We start from the raw sequence: 21,302 nt of genomic DNA on the forward strand, positions 1-21,302 counted from the left end.
CCCCCCGCGTCCGCGCCGCACAGGCGCTACTTGCTCCGACCGCGCGGTCGCCGGATCGGCCCCCGCTCCCGCCCGGGTCGCCCCACGCCCGCGCCGCACAGGCGCCACTTGCCCCACGTCCGCTTCGCGCACAGGCGCCGCTCGCTCCGTTGCGCGAAGCGGCTCTTCCCGCGATCCCGCCCTACAGCAGCGGCGAGAGGAGCCGCGCGACCAGTTCGGCCGCGCGCTGCCTGCGGGAGCGACGGGCGAATTCCCGCGGGTTGATGCGGCGGGAGTCGGCCATGTCCTGCTGGAAGTCCAGGGACAGGCGGGCGATCGCTTTTTCGTCGAACAGCAGGGCCGTCATTTCGAAATTGTAAAAGAAACTGCGCATATCCATGTTCGCGGTTCCCACGGAGGCCAGCAAGTCGTCGACGATCAGCACTTTGGCGTGCATGAAGCCTTTGGTGTATTCGTAAAACTCGACTCCCGCTTGAAGCAGTTCCTCCACATAAGACAGTGAGGCCAGCTTTACAAGGCGGCTGTCGGAATTGTAAGGGATGATGATCTTGACATCGATGCCGCTGACCGCCGCAGTTTTGAGGCCCTCGTAGACGCTCGCGTCCGGGATGAAATACGGGGTCGCGATCCAAATCCGCCGCTTGGCCACGGCGATGGCACCGAAACACATCTCCTGGATGGCGTTCCAGTGCTGGTCCGGGCCGCTGGCCAGAATTTGCACCTGTTCCCTGCCTAGACAATGATGTTCGGGGAACAGATCCGGGTCGTGAACGGGCTGACCTGCGGCCAGTTTCCAATCGCCGAGAAACGTATTTTGCAAAAAATAAACGGCGTCTCCCTTGATCTGCAAATGGGTATCCCGCCAATACCCTACTTTATCGTAGAGCCCGAGATAATCGTCGCCGACATTCAGGCCGCCCACAAATCCGACCGTTCCGTCCACGACGATGATTTTACGATGATTGCGGTAGTTGATGCGGCGGTCCAGCGTGGCGATCAGCGGAGGCAGAAAAAAATAAACCTCCACCCCGGCCTCCCGCAGTTCCCGTACAAAAGAACGCGACAAATGGTAGCTGCCCAACCCGTCGCAAATCAGACGCACCTTTAAGCCCTCCCGGGCTTTTTGGCTCATAACCTCTTTAAATCGCCCGCCCAGACCGTCATCCCGAAAAATATAAAATTCGATATGTATATGATGCCTGGCTTTTCTCATTTCTTCGAGCATGGCCTCAAAAGCTTCTTCCCCGCTGCTGAGCACCCTGGTCTCGTTGCATCCGGTAATCGGGCTCTCCGAGAGATGGGTCAACAGGCCGAAAAGGCGCTCCTGCCCTTCGAAGCCTTTGTTGTTCATCTGGCCGGAACTCTCCACAATGACCGACTGCTGCCACAGCTTGGCCTTCATCTCCTGGAACAGCCGGGTCCCTTGACTGCGCAGCTTTCTGCGCTTTTTATAATCCTGGGCCACGAAATAATAGAGAATAAAGCCGATCAGCGGGACGACGAACAGAATGAACATCCAGGCGATCGCCTTGCTGGGCTTCCGAAACTCCAATACAAGAATCGTAGCGATTTGAAAAATGAATGCGAGTAAAACGGCCACCAGCCACACCATGGTCTTCACCCTTCCCTTCAATCAGCATTAACCATTCTGCGTTCGCTTTATTCAGGTTCCGGTTCGCCTCGTCCCCCGATATATCAGACAAAGCCGGATTTTTGACATGTTTTAAGAGTCATAGGAATAGATAAGTTATAGAAGCTCATTTTGAGAGGAAGGGAGATGCCATGAAAACCGCCAGTTTAGGCCTCGCCCACCCCCAGCGGATGACCTTGCTCGTCCTAAGGGATGCCAACCAGCCTGTAAAACAGCTTCAGGTTTCCAAGCCGCTGGTCATCGCCGTGCCGCTCCTTGCCATACTGTCCATTTCCGGGCTGATCATCAGCCTCCAAGTTCAATCCAGCCAGACGATTTCCCGATTGGAGCACCAGATCCGGAACCAGGAACTGCGATTCGAAGCGGTCGTGACCGACAAGAACGCGGCCATCGAAAGGCTCCAGAATGAAGTAATCGCGTTATCCGGGCAGTCCCGCGAAGTGATGGACCGGATGGAGCGCGTGTCCGAGCTTGAAACCGAGCTGCAGCAATTCATCAAGAAATACGGCGGACAGGAAGGCTTGCGGAACCTCTCTTCCCTGTCCTACGAAGAACCCGAAACCCTCGGGGTGGGAGGCGAGTTCATAGCGGTCCACGAGAACGAAATCGAACGGTTGGCTGCCGTAACCCGTGAACAATTTGCGGAGATGAGCTCGCTCCTGGACGAGATGGAACGCAACATCCCCAATACGCTAAAAAAAGCCCGCCAGACGCAGCACTCGATTTCGGGGACTCCCAGCGAATGGCCCACGTTGTCCAAGCGCCTCACTTCCAATTTCGGTTACAGGAGGGATCCTTTCTCGGGACGGGCCTCTTTTCACGCGGGGATCGACATTGCCGGACGAACCGGCGACCCGGTCTACGCGGCGGGTGCGGGAAAAGTCATTACGACCGCCAAGGACGGATCTCACGGCAAATACATCGTGGTCGAGCATCCGGGAGGACTGCAAACCTGGTACCTGCATCTCAGCCAGATCGGCGTTTCCACAGGCGACAGCGTCAAAAAAGGGCAGGAAATCGGCAGCCTCGGCAGTACCGGCCGCAGTACCGGCCCCCACCTTCATTTCGAGATCGTCAAGCAAGGAGAACCTGTCGACCCGCTGCCTTATCTGAAGTAAGTTACCGTCGTCCAGTCTGATTTTTATATTCCTAAAGGAGGCTAAAAAAAACGATGCTCAAAAAGAACAATACGATTACAGGCGGTACGGACACGCTGATCGGAAAAGGAAGTTCGGCGGAAGGAAAGCTGGAATGTCAAACCAACTTGCGCATCGAGGGGAAGTTTTACGGTGACATCGAGTGCGGCGGGCAGGTCGTGATCGGGGAAACCGGGGAAGCCTTGTCCAATATTAAAGGGAGCGACATTGTCGTGGCCGGTAAAGTGATCGGCGACATCACCAGCCAGGGGCGGCTCACCATTACCGGCAGCGGGCAGGTTGAGGGAAGCGTCAATGTCGCGAAGCTGGTCATCGTCGAAGGAGGGCTCCTGAACGGATCGGCGCAAATGGAGAAGACCTCCCCTTCCGTGCTTTCCGTCAAAGAGAAGTCCTCGAAAAAAGCGGCTCAGCCTGAAGCGGGGTAATCGCGGTGGATCGAAAAAAATAAGTTCCCGGGTGCATAGACGCAAACGGGAACTTTTTTGTTGGGTTTCCTTTTAAGGATTACGCGCTTATGATTACACGCTTATGATTACGCGGCGACATCCCGCTTTTTGAACACGAGCCAGGCGATGACCAGGAAAGCAATCACATAGACGCCCAGAACGGCGGCCGAGAAGCCCAGCGTCATTCCCGCAGGCCCGATTTGACCTCCCCGGTATTTGCTTAAATCCATATTGACGAACAGCATGTACTTTGCCCAAGGGTAGCGTAACGGATGGAACAGCATCGTAAAAAGGCCGCCGGCAAACAAAATGAACATCGACAGACCGATGGCGATTCCCCCCGACCGGAATACGGTGGAAATCATAAACGAAAAGATGGTGATCACCAGAAGATCGATATACCGGTAAAGCAAGTCCTCCATAATCATTCCGAACGCTCCAGGCCCTTCCGGGAAGATCCCGGACGAAATATTCGGGAACAGAAGAAACGAAACCGCGATACAGGCCAGCAGAAACACGGCCGTCATCAAGACGGTAAACAACAATACCGCCAACAGCTTGGACACCAGGATTTTTGTGCGCGTCCAAGGCCGAATGAGCAGCAGCTTGACCGTCCCCCACGTAAACTCTCCCGCGACGATGTCCGAGGCGACGACCACCGAGTAAATCGTGACCAAATAGTAGAGAAAAGATAATTGATCTACCGCTTCCCAGGCTCCGACCATATTTAGCGGGCTCCCGAAATAGAACAAAGCGCTGAATAGCATCGTTAGAAAAACCAGAATGGCCGCCATGACCCAGGTCCGTATCCGACGGTATATTTTCATATTTTCATTTTGAACGAGTCTGAAAAAATCAATCAATTTGCCCGCCCCCCGTCATTTCCAAAAATTGATCCTCCAGCGAACGGGTCAGAACCCGGATGCCGTATACGGAAATCCCGGCCAAAACGAGCTTCGTATTGATTTCGGCGGTTGCGGACCGGTCGGCGGTGACGATCAAATGATTGCCTTCAAGCCGTCCTTCCTTAACGAGCCGGAGCGCCCGCTCCGGAGCGTCCACTTCAAATGCGGTTTCTTGAGGCCGGTCCGCGGCGTCGTTTTCCTTTCCAAGGGTTTTGACATCGATCAGCCGTCCATGCTGAATAACCGCGACCGTATCACACATCAGTTCCATCTCGGACAAAAGATGGCTGGAGACGAACACCGTCGTCCCTTCCTCCTTCGCCAAAACCCGCAAGTAATCCCGCAATTCGCGTATCCCTTGGGGATCGAGGCCGTTCGTCGGCTCGTCCAGAATCAACAGCTTCGGGCGGTGCAGAATCGCTTGAGCCACTCCAAGCCGCTGCCTCATCCCGAGCGAGTAGGTTTTCACTTTATCATGAATCCGGTGCTGCATCCCCACGCGCTCCACCGCTTCCATAATTCGCTCCTTGGTAATCCCCGGAGACATCCGCGCATAATGCAGCAGGTTCTGGTACCCGGTCAGAAATTTGTACATTTCCGGATTTTCCACAATCGCCCCGACCGCCGAAATCGCCCGCTCAAAGTCGCTTTTCACGCTCGCTCCCTGGATGAGTATATCCCCTTTGGTGATCGACATTAGTCCGACCATCATCCGGATGGTCGTCGTCTTGCCGGCTCCGTTCGGCCCCAAAAAACCGAACACCTGGCCCGGCGGTATATCCAGCGTCAAACGGTCGATCAACACCTTGGATCCGATTCTTTTGGTGACGTTCTGAATTCGCACGACTGGTTCTTGCGCCATACGTTCACTCCCTCTCCTGACCAACCCATCGGATTCTTGATTCATGCGCCGGTATTTTACCCTATTTTACCATAAATACCGATAGAATGGGTTCCTGCATATTTACATGCAAAGAAGAGGACAATAACCTGCGAGTCCCCTGAAAGGAGCAGGAAGAAATGGCCCAGATCAATCAGCAGGAGTTACAAAGCCTGCGTCATCTGATCGGCGCGCATGAAACGGCAAACCAAAAGATGCTGACCTACGCGCAGCAGTGTACCGATCCGCAGGTGAAGGCTTATTTCGAAAAATCGGCCCAGGACGCGTTAAACACCAAAGAACAGCTTATGTCATTCTTGAACTAGGGAGGAGGCACGGCGACGTGATGCAGGATAAAGACATGGTCAATGATGCGCTTTCCATGGTCAAAAGCAGCCTGACTACCTATGCCAGCGTGATCTCGGAATGCGCCAACCCCCAACTCAGATCGACCATTCAGCAGATCAGAAACAACTGCGAAACCTCGCAGTACGAACTGTTCAGGCTGGCCCAGTCGAAAGGTTATTACCAGCCGGCGATGATGGCCGATAACCAGGAAATTCAGCAGGTAAAATCGCAGCTTGGCGGCTAATGGAAAAATAGGATGCAAAGAAGACGGCCGGGTACCAGGGCCGTCTTCTTTTATCGTCGTCTTCATTTACTTTATCGTACCGATATATCTCCGCAAGCTCTTCTCTACGCATCCGGCGATCAATTCTACAAACGGCTCCAGCTCACTTTGCACGCTTGCAGCTTCCAGCGTCTCGTAATACCTTAACCGATCCATGGTCTCAGCCTTGACGATGGCCGGAGGATATCCGTATTTCATAAGGATCAAGTTCATCAGGAGCCTTGCCGTTCGCCCGTTCCCATCGTTGAAAGAATGAATATAGACGAAGCGGAAGTGGAATTCCGCAGCTAATCGGACGGGATGAAGCTTATCTTTTTGCTCGTCATACCACTGGAGTAATTGCTCCATTTTCTCGGAAAGTTCGTCGTCGATATTTTTCAGAACAAGATGATGAAGCGACTTGATCACGAATTCGGTTAATTCAATCTTGCGGTCTACGATATCTTGAACATAATCAATAGCTTCGGAATGGTTGACGACTTCAAAATGCTCACTCAGCTTTTTGCCCCCGATGGTCAAACCATCTTCGAGAACAAGTTTCGTTTCCAGAAGGGTCAGCGTGTTTCCTTCCATCGCATTCGAGTGGTAGGTCCATTCGACACGATCGATTTCTTCCAGATTTTTGACTGCTGCTGCCGGCAAGGGCCGGAGGGCATCCAATTCGCTTTTAAGCTGATCTATTGTACCGAAGTCCATATGACCGCTCCTTATCCCGCTATTATCCATCACTTTATCATGAGTGGGTATAATAAAATCCGGATTTCTTCGCCTTTTCTTATTTCGAAATAGCCTTGAACGCGGCCGATTGCTCCCGGATGCCCTTCTCCGCCGCAAAACGCTCGATACTGGAGGCTCCGAAGAAGCCGTCGATGTCGGGGATATGCTGCATGATATAAGCGGCATCCGCCGGTTCGGCGATCGGGCCGCCGTGGCAAATGACCATGATGTCCGGACGGACGGAACGACCCGCGGCAATGATGTCCTTGATTTTCACGACACAATCATCCAGGGTGAGCGCTGTCTTCGCGCCGATCGTACCTTTCGTGGTAAGCCCCATATGAGCCACCAAAATATCCGCACCGGCTTCCGCCATCGCTTTGGCTTGTTCCGGATCAAAGACATATGGGCAGGTCAGCAGGTCCAACCGATGCGCTTTGCGGATCATTTCCACCTCCAGGTCGTAACCCATACCGGTTTCCTCCAGATTTTGCCGGAACACACCGTCGATGAGCCCCACCGTCGGGAAGTTTTGCACGCCGTTGAACCCCATATCCTTTAATTGTTTTAAGTAAATGTCCATGACGCGGAACGGGTCGGTACCGCAAACGCCGGCCAGCACCGGAATGTCGTTTACGACGGGCAGCACCTCGGAAGCCATTTCGACCACGATCGCATTGGCATCGCCATAGGCGAGAAGCCCGGCCAAAGAACCTCTGCCGGCCATACGGTAACGGCCGGAGTTGTATATAATCAGCATATCGGCGCCGCCCGCTTCGCTGCTCTTGGCGGTAATGCCGGTGCCGGCGCCTACGCCCAGAAGGATTTTTCCGCCTTCAACTTCCGCTTTGAATTTGGCCAGAATTTCGTTTCGGGTCATCGTATTCATATTTGATTTCTCCTTTTTCCTGTGAATGATTATTTGCTCTCCATCATAGCGATGAGCTTTTTGGCGGCGGCAAGCGCAAAGGAATCGTCGTTAATGTGCTCATCCAATTCGCAAAGCTCCACCTTGCTGCGATTTAAGTTGGTTCTTAAAGCATCGAACAAAGCTTCGTTCTCCTCAGGGCCATAGAAAGGTTGACCCTCGGCGTCAATCATGGAGACGCCCTTCAACGGCAACATTAAAACGCTTTCACCCTTGGCCAGGTTCAGCTTCTCCGCCAACTTCTCGCCAACGGCTTTGTTCTCCTCCACCGTGGTGCGCATCAGGGTAACCGTCGGGTTATGGCGATAAAGGTTGCGGTGCTTGTAGCGCTCAGGCACGGTATCGATCGGGCCGAAGTTAACCATATCGCAAGCCCCCACGGAAACCACCTGCGGGACGCCGTAAAGTCCGGCGGCTTCGCAGCGATTCGGCCCGGCATTCAGCACGCCGCCGAACAGCTCATCGCACCATTCGGTCGTGGTCAAATCCAGCACACCTTGGAAATATCCGCTGCGTACCAGATCCTCCATCGTGCGGCCACCGGTTCCGGTTGCATGGAAAACCAGCACTTCATAGCCCTGCTCCTCCAAATAGGCCTTCGCCGTTTCTATGCAAGGGGTCGTTACCCCAAACATGGTGGCGGCAACCAATGGTTTTTTCTCCACCTTCGTAACTTCATGCTCCAGCATGCCCGCCATGGCAAAGACCGCATTGCTGAAAATCCTGGTGGAAATGGAATTGAGTCCGGCCACATCGACAATCGAAGGCATCAAAATCACGTCGCTGGTGCCCACATACTGTTCGGTGTTCCCGGAAGCCATGGTGGATACCACAATTTTCGGCACGCCGATGGGAAGAGCCCGCATGGCCGGCGTAATAATCGAGGTGCCTCCCGAGCCGCCCAAAGAGATGATGCCTTGGAACTTGCCTTCCTGATAAAGGCGGAGAACGATTTTTTCGGTTCCCTTGGCCATAGCCGCTGTGGCACACGCCCGGTCTTTGCGGGCTACCAGTTCCCGAAGATTTTCGCCCGCCTCGGCGGCAATTTCTTCGTTGGACACATCGGGAACAAAGGCGGGTTCAAATGTTCCCGTATGCAGGGTCAAGGTGTTAAGGCCGATTTCAGTAAACAGCTCCTTCAAGTAAAGGAACTCCTTCCCCTTGCTGTCGAACGTCCCCACGATCGCTACAGTTTTCATGGATGAACAACACCTCCTGAAATGATCCGTTTCTCACCGCCGTTGAGATTGTAACGGCTTTCAAAACTGATAATTTAATTGTACGGCTCGGCGGAAATATTGATATTGCTTGAAATAAGCCGTTTTTGTGCTTATATTGGATTTTGCTTCGCCGTCCGTTTATTTCGGGGTGTTGCTTTTTCGATAACCTGTAGGCGTCATGCCTTTATATTTCTTGAATATTTTGGTGAATTGAAAATAATCGCCATAGCCCACCAGCTCCGCCACCTTTCCCACGGGCATGTCGGTCTCCCTCAGGAAGTCCCCCGCCTTGTTCATCCGGAAACGGATCAAATATTCCGTAAAGCTGCAACCGACAATCCGTTTGAACTTGGCGCTCAAATAGGAAGGCGTGACATGGGCCGCCAAGGCCAGCTCGCTGAGGAGGATAGGCTCATTATAGTGGTGGGTGATATGCTCTTTGATAAACTCCACATAATCATAGTCCTGGGCCTGTCCGTTCAACACCTTGATCAGGCTGTTCTCTTCCTCGTCGCTTTGCGAAATTTTAAAGGATTTGGTGGTGTTCAAAATCGCTTTTTCCGCCGGAATCCGTTCGAAGGACGATCCGCCTACAAAGCCTTGGCAGGCGGAATTGTCGTAAAAGTAGCGGGCATCGATGGAGGATTTGATCGGGCCGCCGTAGACCATCTTTATCGCCTCGGGACGAATCCGTTCGCATGTATCGAAAATCCGCTGGGCGTCCCCTCGCCCTCTTTCCAACGACTGCACTTTCTTCGCGCCCAAGACGCCGCCGGTCGTCAGCCCCAAATGGGCGCAGATAATATCCGCCCCGGCCTTCAGCATCTGCTCCGCCTGCCAGGCATCAAAGACGAAGGCCAAGGTAAACAGCCCTTGCTCATGGGCAAGGCGGATCGCCTCGATTTCCTGACGATAGGAGATCCCTTCCTCCTCCAGCGCCTCGCGAAACTTCCCGTCGATCAGTCCGATCGTGGGCCAGTTGTTGATTCCGTCAAAGCCGGATTTTTTAATATGCCTTATGTATTCCGGGAGGGAAATACCGGGGTCCGTAGCGTTCAGCCCGAATAAAATCGGAGTATCCTGCAGGAGCGGCATCAACTCGCGCGAGGCAAAATCCATTACGGCTTCATTGCTGTTGGAATAACAAAGATAACATCCCAGAGACGCCCGGCCCATCTGTCGAAAGCGTCCGGCACTGAGGGCCAGAATAAGATCCGCCCCGCCCAAAACACTGTATTTGGTCGTCATCCCGCTGCCCGCAGCGACACCTATAATATGCCCGTTGACTTTGATTTGGGCATTTAGCCGTTTAAGTATCTCTTGTCTGGATATTTGCATGGGCGACACCTCCTTTTATGCCAACGATACCAAAAGAACAAGTTGTTCAACAAATTTCGTTCTTTTCCAACACAATTATACATCCAAATATTGTAAAAATCTATGTTATCCTATCATGATTTTATGTGTTTAAATCTTTTATCGGCTAGAGTATTGGGGATGATTTCTAAAAAGTTACGTCCGATAATGAAAAAAAAGCGAGAGCGCACATCCGGCATGCACTCTCGCTTCTTGTCTTCTTCCGGTATATTTTCAGATAAGCGGTTGATTTAAGCCTCCGCAATCTGTCCGCTTAACACATCCACGGCTAGGATGGCGGACGCTACCTGCTCGGCTGTGACTTCATCCGACAGATTCACCATGGTTTCATTAGGCTGTGTTGCGGCTTGGCCTACCTTAAGCAACTCATCAAAAGTAACCTGCTCCAGGTGCAGCTCTTTCAAGGTTGTCGGAAGACCCAGCTTTCGGTAGAAGCTAATATACTTGAGGATCTCTTCTTCCGGATGGAGTTCAAGCACCAACTGCACCAGCGTCCCATAGGCTACTTTTTCTCCATGGGTTAAGTGGTGGATGTCGCCCGACAACACCGTAAATCCGTTATGAATGGCGTGCGCCGCCGCCAGGCCGCCGCTTTCGAAGCCAAGACCCGACAGAAGGGTGTTGGCTTCGACCACCGCCTCCACATGTCGGGTGACCAGCCCTTTTTGCACGGCTTGATAGGCGGGGATCCCGTACTTGAACAGCGTTTCTTCACAAGCCTTCGCAATGGCTTGGGCGGCAATGCTCGGTTTGCCGCCGGACATCGCGGCACCGTTGCTTTTGACTGTCGCACGCACTTCGATCCAAGTCGCCATCGCATCGGCGATTCCCGAAGCGAACAGGCGGGCCGGCGCTTTGGCCACAATAGCGGTATCCACCAGTACCAGGTCGGGATTTTTATGGTAGAAACGATAGGCCTCAAAGACCCCTTCATCACTGTAAATCACGGACAAAGCGCTTGTGGGCGCGTCGGTCGACGCGGTAGTCGGGACGATTACCACTTTGGACTTCAACTCATCCGAAACCGCCTTGGCCGTATCCAACGTTTTGCCTCCACCGACCCCAATGACGAAGTCCACCGATTGCGCCTTGCCTTCCCGGGCAATGCGGTTGACTTCATTTGAAGAGGCCTCCCCGTTGAACAAAACAAAATGAAAGTCCAGCCGCTCCGAGGACAAACTTTGTTTGATCCGATCCTCCGTAATGTTCCAAACTACTTCATCGGCCATTATGAGCGGTTTGCGTCCCAGTTCTTTGATGTGTTTACCCAGTTCCTGCAAGGCGCCTTGGCCTTGAATGTATTTGCCCGGTGAAATAAAAACAATGTTTGCCACAAGGATCTCCCCCTATGAAGTTTTTGCCTACACTTGATTTTAACATGTACGAATCGCGCCGGTTTATGCTAAAATTCAGTTTCCCTCGCCGCTTCGCCAATAGCTCCTGTGGCGCCTTACACAACTAACGGGAATTTCTCCCGCTAATTGTGTTAGATTTTGCCTAAAGAGTCCATTTACCTGGAATTTTTCCCGCTAATTCGGGCGATTCGGCGCCTTACGGCTAATATCCTCGTTATTAGCGGGACTTCTTCCCGTTATTATTTCTCTGCGGCAGTTTCAGGAGGAATTAAGGGGAGGTTTTCCTGTTAATTCCATGCGAATGTATATGAAAAAACGCCGCCCCGTCATTTTCCTGACGAAGGCGGCGCCTTTTCGTTTGCGGTTTAGTTGCCGGAGCGGGCAAGCTCCCGCGTGTTGGCTTCGAAGGCGGCGAGCAGGGCGGCCTCGCCCTTCAAGCCTTCGTTCTCCACCTTACGGATTTGCTCCAGCATCCGTTTGTAATCTTTCGGAATGACGCGGACGAATTTCGGCAGCAGGTCGTTCCAATTGTCCAGCACGCGGCGGCCGACGATGCTGTCCGTATACAGGACATGGCGGCTGATCAGCGTGCGGAGCTGGTCGGCTTCTTCCGGTTCGGCCACCTGCTCCAGCAGAACCATCTCCAGGTTGCAACGCTTGATGAAATCGCCCGTCACATCGAGGACGTAAGCGATCCCGCCCGACATGCCCGCCGCGAAATTGCGGCCGGTTTCGCCGAGGACGACAACGCGTCCGCCGGTCATATATTCGCAGCCATGGTCGCCTACGCCTTCGACCACGATGTTCGCGCCGGAGTTGCGGACCGCGAAGCGCTCGCCCGCGATGCCGCGCACGTAGGCTTCCCCGCCGGTCGCCCCGTAGAACGACGTGTTTCCGACGATGATGTTCTCCTCGGCGGCAAACGTAGCCTGCGGCGACGGCTTCACGACGACCTTGCCGCCCGACAACCCCTTGCCGGTGTAGTCGTTCGCGTCGCCTTCCACCGTCAGCGTCATGCCCTTCGGCACGAAGGCGCCGAAGCTTTGGCCCGCCGATCCTTCAAACCGGAACGTAATCGTATCCTCCGGCAGTCCAGCCGCGCCGTAAATGCGCGTCACTTCGCTCCCGAGGATCGTCCCCGTCGCCCGGTTCACGTTGCAGATCGGCAGCACCGCGCTGACGGCTTCGCCGCGCTCCAGCGCCGGCGCCGCCAGCTCCAGGAGACGCGTCATATCCAGCGTCTCCTCCAGGCCGTGGTTTTGCCGGCGGGTGCAGTAACGGCTGCCGCCCTCAGGCACCTCCGGCATGTGGAGCAGGGAGGACAGATCGACGCCCTTCTTCTTCCAATGATCGATCGCTTTGAGCGTATCCAGGCAGTCGGTCCGTCCGATCATTTCATCCAGGTTGCGGAAGCCGAGCTCGGACATCCACTCGCGGAGATCTTCGGCCACGAAGGTCATGAAATTGACCACATGCTGCGGATCGCCCGTAAAGTTTTTGCGCAGCTCCGGATTTTGGGTGGCGACGCCGACCGGGCAAGTATCCAGCTGGCAGACGCGCATCATGATGCAGCCGACCGCCACGAGCGGAGCCGTCGAGAAACCGTACTCCTCGGCGCCGAGCAGCGCGGCGACGGCGAGGTCGCGTCCGGTGAGCATTTTGCCGTCCGTCTCCAGAACGACGCGGTCGCGCAAATTGTTCAGCATCAGCGTCTGCTGCGTTTCGGCGAGCCCGAGCTCCCAAGGGAGGCCCGCATGGCGGATCGAGCTTTGCGGCGAAGCTCCGGTCCCGCCGTCATAGCCGCTGACGAGAATGACGTCGGCACGGCCTTTGGCCACGCCCGCGGCGATCGTGCCGACGCCGGCTTCGGATACCAGCTTGACGTTGATCCGCGCCTGCGGATTCGCGTTCTTCAAGTCGTAGATCAGCTCCGCCAAATCCTCAATCGAATAAATATCGTGGTGCGGCGGCGGCGAAATCAGACCCACGCCCGGCGTGGAACCCCGGACTTCGGCGACCCAAGGATACACCTTGCGGCCCGGAAGCTGTCCGCCTTCGCCCGGCTTGGCGCCCTGCGCCATCTTGATCTGAATTTCATCGGCGTTGACCAGGTAATGCGAGGTGACCCCAAAGCGGCCCGAGGCGACCTGCTTGATCGCGCTGCGGCGCAGATCGCCGTTGGCGTCCGGCACATAACGGGCCGGGTCCTCGCCGCCCTCGCCGGTATTGCTCTTGCCGCCGATACGGTTCATGGCGATCGCGATCGACTCGTGCGCCTCTTTGCTGATCGAACCGAACGACATCGCTCCTGTTTTGAAGCGGCGCATAATCGACGCGGCCGACTCAACTTCGTCCAGCGGAACCTTAGGTCCGACCGGTTTCAGATCCAGCAATGAACGAAGCGTAAGATGCTTCTCGTTTTCCCCTTGAACGAGGGACGCGAATTTTTTATAAAGTCCGTAATCGCCGGTACGAACGGATTGCTGAAGCAGATGCACGGTCTGCGGGTTGAAAAGATGCTCCTCTCCGTCATTCCGCCATTGGTATTCCCCTACGGAATCCAGCACCGGATCTTTGCCGTCCTGGCTGGCGAAAGCGCGGAAGTGATGGGACAGCGTCTCCTGCGCCACCTCTTCCAGCCCGATGCCGCCGATCCGGGACGGCGTCCAGGTGAAGTAACGGTCCACGAAGTCTTCTTTCAAGCCCACCGCTTCAAAAATCTGCGCCCCCCGGTAGGACTGAATGGTGGAGATCCCCATTTTGGACAGTGTCTTTATGACGCCTTTGGTCGCGGCCTTGATGAAGTTGCCCACCGCTTTGTAATGGGAAATGCCTTGCAGCAGTCCCTGGGAGATCATATCATCCAACGTTTCGAACGCGAGATAAGGATTCACCGCGTTGACACCATATCCGAGCAGCAGGGCAAAATGATGGACTTCGCGCGGCTCCCCGGATTCCAGCAGGATGCTGACCTTGGTCCGCGTTTCCTGACGGATGAGATGATGATGCAGCGAAGAAACGGCGAGCAGCGCCGGGATGGCGGCGTTCTCGGCGTCCACGCCGCGGTCGGACAGAATCAGGATGTTATGACCCTTCGCGATCACGCGGTCCGCCGCTTCGCAGAGTGTGTCGAGCGCCTGGCGCAGCCCTTCCGCGCCTTGATCCGCCGGGAACAGGATCGGAATCGTCATCGCTTTGAAGCCCGGACGGCGAATGTGGCGCAACTTGGCAAACTCCTCGTTGGACAATATCGGCGTCTCCAGTCGGATTTGGCGGCAGCTCTCCGGTTCCGGCTTGAGCAGATTCCGCTCCGGACCGATCATCGTCGCCGTCGAAGTCACGAGCTCCTCGCGGATGGCGTCGATCGGCGGATTCGTCACCTGGGCGAACATCTGCTTGAAGTAGTTGTACAGACGCTGCGGACGATCCGAAAGCACGGCAAGCGGAGCGTCGTACCCCATCGAAACGATGCCCTCGGCCCCGGTAAGCGCCATCGGTTCAAACACCTTGCGCAAATCCTCAAAGCTGTAGCCGAACGCCATCTGGCGCAGCGTAATGTTCTCGTGGCGGTCCGCCGGCGTTTCCGGCGCTTCGGGCAGATCCTCCAGCAGCACCATGTGCTCATCCAGCCAGACGCGGTAAGGATTTTCCTTGGCGATGGACGCCTTCACTTCCTCGTCGGAAATAATGCGTCCTTCTTTCGTATCCACGAGCAGCATCCGGCCCGGACGCAAACGGTCTTTATAGAGCACTTCTTCCACCGGGATGTCGAGTACTCCCACCTCGGACGAAAGCACGATCAGATCGTTTTTTGTCACGTAATAACGGGAAGGACGGAGGCCGTTGCGGTCCAGGATCGCGCCGATTTGCACGCCGTCCGTAAAGCCCATGGCGGCCGGGCCGTCCCAAGGCTCCATTAATGCGCTGTGGTATTCGTAGAACGCCTTCTTGTCCTCGTCCATATCGGCATGGTTGCTCCAAGGCTCAGGAACCATCATCATGGCGACATGCGGGAGGGAGCGGCCGCTCAGGTACAGAAATTCAAACGTATTGTCAAACATCGCCGTATCGGATCCGTCCGGATTGATCACGGGCTTGACCTTTTCCAGATCGGCGCCGAAGGCTTCCGTTTCGAACAACGATTGACGGGCCCGCATCCAGTTCACGTTTCCGCGCAGGGTGTTGATCTCCCCGTTGTGGATCATGAAGCGGTACGGATGCGCTCTTTCCCAGCTCGGGAAGGTGTTCGTACTGAAGCGGGAGTGCACGAGCGCGATCGCCGACTCAAGACGCTCATCCTGCAGATCGAGGTAGAACTGTCCCACCTGCTCCGTGGTGAGCATCCCTTTGTAGACCACCTTCCGGCAGGACATGCTCGATACGTAAAAAGCGTCTCCCTCCGCCTCGCCGCTATAGCGAATGGCCAGCTCGGCCCGGCGGCGGATCACGTACAACTTGCGTTCAAAATCCAGGTCGGTCGTCAATCCCGCGCCGCGGGAAATGAAAATTTGACGCACGAACGGCTTCGCCTCTTTTGCCGATTTGCCCAGCATGTCGTCACGGGTAGGCACGGTCCGGAACCCGATCACCTGTTGGCCTTCTTCCTCGATGATCCGGGTCAACTCCGCCTCCTGACGGCCGCGGACCTTCTCGTCATGCGGCAGGAACAGCATGCCTACCCCGTATTGACCGGCCTCGGGAAGGCGGTAGCCCAGCTTCTCGGCCTCCGCCGCAAAAAAGCGGTGCGGGATTTGCAGTAAAATACCTGCGCCGTCCCCCGAATTCGGCTCGCTCCCCTGGCCTCCGCGGTGCTCCATATTCGTCAGCATCGTCAAAGCCTGACTAACGATGTCATGGGAGGCCTTGCCTTTGATATGGGCCACAAACCCCATGCCGCAGGCGTCTTTTTCAAACGTCGGATCGTACAGTCCCTGCTTTGGTGGTATAACCGTATGTTTCATGTTCAGCGTCAACCTTTCTATAAATAAACTAAACCTTACTGTTAACGACATGTTTTATTTAGTATTTTTATTCTAACGGAAAACGCCGCTACTGTTTTTGCACTATCTTCTCTTTCTTTTGCACTAAAGCTAAGAAATTTTAGAAGGAAAATCATCCATCCGCCAAGTTTTTGGTCGCTTCCGCTTCATTTACTAAAAAAAGGCATGGTCGGGCCTGTCCGTTCGCCACATTAGCTGCCCTTGCCGTGTACCAAAATCAAACCACCCGTCAGACAACCTTAATAACATAGAATTCCTGCAGATTTGCATGTTTTTTCTTGTTTGGGGCCAAGAATTTCAAAATTCCTGCGAATCTGCAGGAATTTTCGGCGAAATCGGCTCGTTTCTCTAAAATCGCTGGAAATGCCTGCAGATTTGCATCTTTTCTCGCATTCCCTCGGGAATCGGCTTAAATACCTGCAGATTTGCATCCTTTTTGGAGTTGGAAGTTTAGAAGCACATTAGGCGCGCCTCTTTGTAGGTGAAGTATATATCCCTTCGATTAGCCATTAAGCCACCTTTTCCTTTCGTTATACATCGTAGCTTGAACACTCCTAGCTAACGCCCCCATCAGATGGTTTTTTCCTATAAGCATCACTACACTACCCGCATAGCAGGTGGTTTTTGTTTCGCACGCTTCGCTAATTCAACCGGCTAAAGCCCAAAAAGAGAACCCGAACAAAAAGTTCGGGTTCTCTCTTTTCGGGCTTGCCGATATGATGAAGATAATTAAGCCTTCAGGCTCGCTTCCACGCTCACATCTTCACTGTGTTTATGCGTGACGAAGTAGAGCAGCGTCAACGCCAGGAAAACGACGCCGAAGCCGGCCAGCACGGCCAGTTGATTCCAAGCGTGGCTGAAATCGCCCGTGGAGACGACCGCTTTGTAGCCGCTGACGCTGTAAGTCATCGGAAGAAGCGGGTTGAATGCCTTCATCCAGTTCGGAATCAATTCCAGCGGGAAGGTACCGGCACTCGTGGTCAATTGGAAAATGAGCATCAGGATCGCCAGGAAGCGGCCCGGATTTTCCAGCCAGGTCACGAGCGCCTGAATGATAAACATGAAACATAAGCTTGTGACGAAGCTAAAGAGGAAGAACAGCGGAACGCTCTTCACTTCCAGCCCCAGTCCGTACAGGACCAGCAGCGACGCCATGAGGGATTGGGCAAGACCCATACCGGTAAAGGCGAGCGCACGGCTCACAAACCGGTTCCACGCGCTGGCGTCCGCCACGGACGATCCGCGGAGCGGCACGACCAGTGTGGAGATCAGAGCCCCCACGAACAGGCCGAGCGACAGGAAGTAAGGAGAGAAGCCGGTTCCGTAGTTCGGCACTTCGCTAATCTTTTGTTCCTTGACTTGTACGGGTTCGGCGTACATGCTGACCAGCTTGTCGTTTTTCTTCACGCCGGACGTTTTTTCGGCCGCTTCATTCAGTTTCGAAGCCAGCTCGCCGGAGCCTTCGGTCAGCTTATCCATGCCGTTCTTCAGCTCGCCCGCACCGGCGCCAAGCTGCTTGGAACCGCTGGCCAGCGTTTCGACCCCGCCGGACAGTTGGCCCATGCCGTCGCCGAGCTTCCGGGCTCCGGCACTCAGCTTGCCCGCCCCTTGGGCAAGTTCATGGCCGCCCGCCGCGGCCTCGGACAATTTGCCGCCGAACAGTTTCAGCCCGTCGGTCAACTGCTTCTGACCGGACGTAAGTTGGCCGGCACCTTGTGCGAGCTGCTGCTGGCCTTGTGCCAACTGTTCACCGCCTTGCAGGAGCTGCCCGTGGGCGCTATGCAGTTCCCGGCTACCCTGCAGCAGTTGGGCTTGGGCCTGCTGTACTTGCTCGCTGCCTTGGGCCACCGCCTTGCTGGCGCCCAGCAGCTGTTGAACGGCCGGGCTTTGGGCCAGTTCCGGATTGCTCTTGGCCAGTTGCTCCAAGCCTTGGGCTACGCTCTTCGCTCCCTCGGCCACTTTGGCGCTGCCTTCAGAGGAAGATTCCAGCCCGGCCACGAGCTTGCCGCTGCCTTCTTGCGCCGAAGCCAGACCGGCTTTCAGCTTGTTCGAGCCTTCGACGGAGGACTCCAGCCCGCTTAGCAGCTTCACGCCGCCATCATAAGCCTGGGTCGCCCCGCTCTCCAACTTCTGTTCGGCCGCTTTCAACTGATTAAGCCCGCCGGACAGCTTCGCCGCGCCGGTTTGCAAATCCGCGGCCCCTTTGCTCAGGTCGCCGACGCCTTTCTTAAGCGGAGTAATGCCGTCGTTCAGCTTATTCGTCCCGGCGACCAGCTTCGACAGGTTTTCTTTCAATTTTTCCGCGCCCTCATCCAGCTTCACGGCCCCCTCATTCAGGGTGCTTGCGCCGGACCCCGCGTCGTTTAATCCGCCGGACACTTTCTCCACCTGTTCCAGCAGCGTTTCGGTATAAGCTTCCGTTACTTTGGCGGAGACTTTGGATTTAATCTCCTTCACGGCCGTACCGCCGATTTGCGCCGCCAGGAAGTTATAGCCCTCGTTCGGCTCGAACACGAGCTCGGCCGGCTGCGGGTTTTCGTCCATAACCGTCGTGGCCTGGGACGAGAAGTTTTCCGGGATAACGATCGTCATATAATACTCGTTCGCCTTCATCCCTTTGTCCGCCTCTTCACGCGAGACGAATTTCCATGAGAAATCATTGCCCTTCTTCAGTTCTTCGATCAGGTCCTTGCCGACCTGGAGCGAGTTCCCTTCATATTCCGCCCCGGTGTCTTCATTGACGACCGCAACCGGAATCTCGTTCATTTTCCCGTAGGGATCCCAAAACGCCGCCAAAAACATCCCGCTGTACAACACCGGTATGAACAAGACGACGATAATCGGGATAATGACTTTCGGCTTCTTAAAAGAAGTAACCAGGTCTTGGAAAAACACCGATATTGATTTCATGATAGTCCCCTCTCCTTGCATCCAATCTTATTTTCTCTTTATAGTCGGTCCCGGGTTAACCCGGACCTATACCGGTGATAGTCCGCCCGATAAAAAACGGCGGATAAATTCCTTGATCTGTTCTTTGCTCAAAGGATCGTACATTTTGTTCCAATCCGAAGTCAGCGCGATGTAAAGCTTCAAGAGAACGAAAGAAACCACCTTGGCATCCAGTCCCCCGATTTCACCCCGTTGCGCCGCCCGGTCCACCTGTTTTTCCAGGTAATCCAGAATCGCCCGTTCGATCTTCTCCAAGCCTTCCCGGACCTGGGGCGTGCCGAAGTCGCGAACCTCCTGAAACAGCTTGATCAAAAGCTCATGCTCCCCCGGTACTCCAAAAGCGCGTCCATGCTTTGATACAGGTTTTCGAAGAACGGCCGGTCTTCACGGACTTCGCGCTCCGCAATCCGTTTCATGTCGGAAATGACGGAACGGAGGATTTCGTCAAACAGCTCCTCTTTATTGGTAAAAAACGTGTAGATCGTCCCTTTCGCCACATTCGCGATCTTCGCCACATGATCCATCGTCGTCGCTTTATACCCAAACAGCGCAAAGGACTTCTCCGCCGCTTCGACCACCTGTTTCCTTCGATCCACCACAGCCATTTGTGTCCACCTCCTTTGGGATTGAGATAGTTTAAACATTAAAAATGACCAAAAATCAATTTAGGTCATTTAGTCATTGACTACTTTATCACTTCCCCTGGGGCAATGCAACATTTTTTCAGTAATTTTCACAGAGCATTTCCACAATATTCCGCGGTCCTGTTCGCTCCCCGACCTAAGTCCAGCCGGAGACCAGTCCCCGGCCTCTTTTTAAAATGGCCGAAAAAAAATAAACTGAAATTGCGAGCGCCGTTCTGCCGCGCAAACCAGTTTATTGAAGAGGTGAAACTTATGCCGTTTAAAAGAGTGCTGATCCTATCCGAAGGCTTCGGCAGCGGTCATACTCAAGCGGCCTACGCCGTCGCCGCGGGGTTAAAGAAAATAGATCCCACCATCCGCGCCAAAGTGCTGGAATTGGGCTCGATCCTTCATCCTGTCCTGGCTCCCTGGATTCAAGGGGCCTATCGTCTGACCATCAACACGAGCCCCGCGCTTGTCGGGATGGTTTACCGCAAACAATACGAGAAGCCCGTAGGGCGCTTAGCCCGACTCGCGCTCCATAAATTATTTTATAATCATGCCTCGCGTTTTATTGAACAGATGAAGCCCGAGCTGATCATCTGCACGCATCCGATTCCGAGCGCGGTTATCTCCAGGCTCAAAGCGTCCGGCCTGAAGGTTCCGCTCTATACGCTGATCACCGACTATGACGCCCACGGCTCCTGGATCAGTCCGGAGGTCGACCGGTATTTCGTCTCCACCCCCGAGGTCAGAAATCTGTTGATCCGCCGGGGAGTCAGTTCGTCCGCCATTCAGGTATCCGGCATCCCGGTCCATCCCGAATTCTGGATTCGGCAGGATAAAATCTCGGCACGGCGGGAACTGGGCCTCCGCCACCTTCCTACCGTCCTCGTCATGGGCGGCGGCTGGGGCATGATGAAGGACGAATTGGTCGCCAAAATGGCCGATTGGAAAGATCGCGTTCAGATCGTCTGCTGCATGGGCAGTAACGAGAAGCAAGCGGCCAAACTGCGAAACCATCCGGACCTGCAGCATCCGAATATCAAAATTCTGGGCTATACCCGGAATATCAGCCAATGGATGGACGCTTCGGACCTGCTGATCACGAAACCGGGCGGTATGACCTGTACCGAAGGGCTGGCAAAAGGCATCCCGATGCTGTTTTACGAGTCCTTGCCGGGTCAGGAGGAGAAGAACCGCGAATATTTCATGAAAATCGGATGCGGAACGGAACTGACCTCCGAAGACATGCTCGATTTTTGGCTGCATAAGATTACCCTGGAATTTACCGAAAAAACACGCACGCTTACCCCGCTGAAACAAAAGGATTCCCGGAGTGCGTATCAACCGGATCGCTGCGCAAGAACGATCGCCGAGCTGCTGTGCTCCCCTTATGGCGCCGTGAACCTTCAGGGCCGCCGGGCATAGTGAACCAAGCCGGATGCTCAGACGTACCACCG

At 54.8% G+C, this 21,302-nt stretch carries 15 protein-coding genes and 1 pseudogene; 5 read left to right on the forward strand and 11 right to left on the reverse strand.

Going from position 1 to position 21,302, the window contains the following annotated elements; genetic code table 11:
- Positions 1 to 181: 181 nt before the first annotated feature.
- Positions 182 to 1,612 carry a cardiolipin synthase gene (cls, locus tag LBW89_RS21840; RefSeq protein WP_225040416.1) on the reverse strand — a complete coding sequence of 477 codons (1,431 nt, stop codon included), beginning with the start codon at positions 1,610 to 1,612 and terminating at the stop codon, positions 182 to 184.
- Positions 1,613 to 1,782: 170 nt separating this feature from the next.
- On the opposite strand from cls, the gene LBW89_RS21845 reads away from it, so the two are divergent.
- Together LBW89_RS21845 and LBW89_RS21850 are read left to right on the forward strand one after the other, a co-directional pair.
- Positions 1,783 to 2,769 (forward strand): M23 family metallopeptidase, encoded by a 987-nt coding sequence (locus tag LBW89_RS21845; RefSeq protein WP_225040388.1) that lies wholly within the window; start codon positions 1,783 to 1,785, stop codon positions 2,767 to 2,769.
- A gap of 53 nt (positions 2,770 to 2,822) precedes the next feature.
- Positions 2,823 to 3,233 carry a bactofilin family protein gene (locus tag LBW89_RS21850; protein ID WP_225040389.1) on the forward strand — a complete coding sequence of 137 codons (411 nt, stop codon included), beginning with the start codon at positions 2,823 to 2,825 and terminating at the stop codon, positions 3,231 to 3,233.
- Positions 3,234 to 3,340: 107 nt separating this feature from the next.
- Here LBW89_RS21850 and LBW89_RS21855 read toward each other — a convergent pair whose 3' ends face one another.
- Together LBW89_RS21855 and LBW89_RS21860 are read right to left on the reverse strand one after the other, a co-directional pair.
- Complete coding sequence (locus LBW89_RS21855) at positions 3,341 to 4,117, reverse strand: ABC transporter permease (protein ID WP_225040391.1); 777 nt, start codon at positions 4,115 to 4,117, stop codon at positions 3,341 to 3,343.
- Entirely contained in the window at positions 4,110 to 5,021 is a 912-nt protein-coding gene (locus LBW89_RS21860; RefSeq protein WP_225040393.1) for an ABC transporter ATP-binding protein, read from the reverse strand. Before LBW89_RS21860 ends, LBW89_RS21855 begins: the two co-directional genes overlap by 8 nt.
- A gap of 158 nt (positions 5,022 to 5,179) precedes the next feature.
- On the opposite strand from LBW89_RS21860, the gene LBW89_RS21865 reads away from it, so the two are divergent.
- The gene (locus LBW89_RS21865; RefSeq protein ID WP_148450844.1) at positions 5,180 to 5,365 is read left to right on the forward strand and encodes a hypothetical protein; all 186 of its coding nucleotides are present in this window, start codon (positions 5,180 to 5,182) and stop codon (positions 5,363 to 5,365) included.
- A gap of 20 nt (positions 5,366 to 5,385) precedes the next feature.
- On the forward strand, positions 5,386 to 5,631 hold the full coding sequence (locus LBW89_RS21870) for a spore coat protein (protein ID WP_225040418.1): 246 nt from the start codon (positions 5,386 to 5,388) through the stop codon (positions 5,629 to 5,631).
- A gap of 66 nt (positions 5,632 to 5,697) precedes the next feature.
- On the opposite strand, the gene LBW89_RS21875 is transcribed toward LBW89_RS21870, so the two are convergent.
- The 8 genes and pseudogenes from LBW89_RS21875 to LBW89_RS21910 all read right to left on the reverse strand — a co-directional run bounded on the left by LBW89_RS21875 (position 5,698) and on the right by LBW89_RS21910 (position 19,821).
- On the reverse strand, positions 5,698 to 6,366 hold the full coding sequence (locus LBW89_RS21875; RefSeq protein WP_225040395.1) for a Fic family protein: 669 nt from the start codon (positions 6,364 to 6,366) through the stop codon (positions 5,698 to 5,700).
- A gap of 79 nt (positions 6,367 to 6,445) precedes the next feature.
- Positions 6,446 to 7,276 carry a phosphoenolpyruvate hydrolase family protein gene (locus LBW89_RS21880; RefSeq protein ID WP_225040397.1) on the reverse strand — a complete coding sequence of 277 codons (831 nt, stop codon included), beginning with the start codon at positions 7,274 to 7,276 and terminating at the stop codon, positions 6,446 to 6,448.
- A 29-nt stretch (positions 7,277 to 7,305) separates the two neighbouring features.
- Positions 7,306 to 8,514: a Tm-1-like ATP-binding domain-containing protein gene (locus LBW89_RS21885; protein WP_225040399.1), complete on the reverse strand. Its 1,209-nt coding sequence runs from the start codon at positions 8,512 to 8,514 to the stop codon at positions 7,306 to 7,308.
- A gap of 159 nt (positions 8,515 to 8,673) precedes the next feature.
- Complete coding sequence (locus LBW89_RS21890; RefSeq protein WP_148450849.1) at positions 8,674 to 9,873, reverse strand: phosphoenolpyruvate hydrolase family protein; 1,200 nt, start codon at positions 9,871 to 9,873, stop codon at positions 8,674 to 8,676.
- 269 nt (positions 9,874 to 10,142) lie between these two features.
- The gene (locus tag LBW89_RS21895; RefSeq protein ID WP_148450850.1) at positions 10,143 to 11,246 is read right to left on the reverse strand and encodes a glycerol dehydrogenase; all 1,104 of its coding nucleotides are present in this window, start codon (positions 11,244 to 11,246) and stop codon (positions 10,143 to 10,145) included.
- A gap of 386 nt (positions 11,247 to 11,632) precedes the next feature.
- Positions 11,633 to 16,228 (reverse strand): glutamate synthase large subunit, encoded by a 4,596-nt coding sequence (gltB, locus tag LBW89_RS21900; protein ID WP_225040401.1) that lies wholly within the window; start codon positions 16,226 to 16,228, stop codon positions 11,633 to 11,635.
- A gap of 768 nt (positions 16,229 to 16,996) precedes the next feature.
- Positions 16,997 to 19,177: a YhgE/Pip domain-containing protein gene (locus LBW89_RS21905; RefSeq protein WP_148450852.1), complete on the reverse strand. Its 2,181-nt coding sequence runs from the start codon at positions 19,175 to 19,177 to the stop codon at positions 16,997 to 16,999.
- A 66-nt stretch (positions 19,178 to 19,243) separates the two neighbouring features.
- A pseudogene (locus LBW89_RS21910) lies at positions 19,244 to 19,821 on the reverse strand (TetR/AcrR family transcriptional regulator).
- Positions 19,822 to 20,112: 291 nt separating this feature from the next.
- Here LBW89_RS21910 and LBW89_RS21915 point away from each other — a divergent pair.
- Entirely contained in the window at positions 20,113 to 21,270 is a 1,158-nt protein-coding gene (locus LBW89_RS21915; RefSeq protein WP_148450853.1) for an MGDG synthase family glycosyltransferase, read from the forward strand.
- The last annotated feature ends 32 nt before the right edge of the window (positions 21,271 to 21,302 follow it).

The sequence above is a fragment of the Paenibacillus sp. alder61 genome, from assembly GCF_020179875.1.
GTDB lineage: Bacteria > Bacillota > Bacilli > Paenibacillales > Paenibacillaceae > Fontibacillus > Fontibacillus faecis.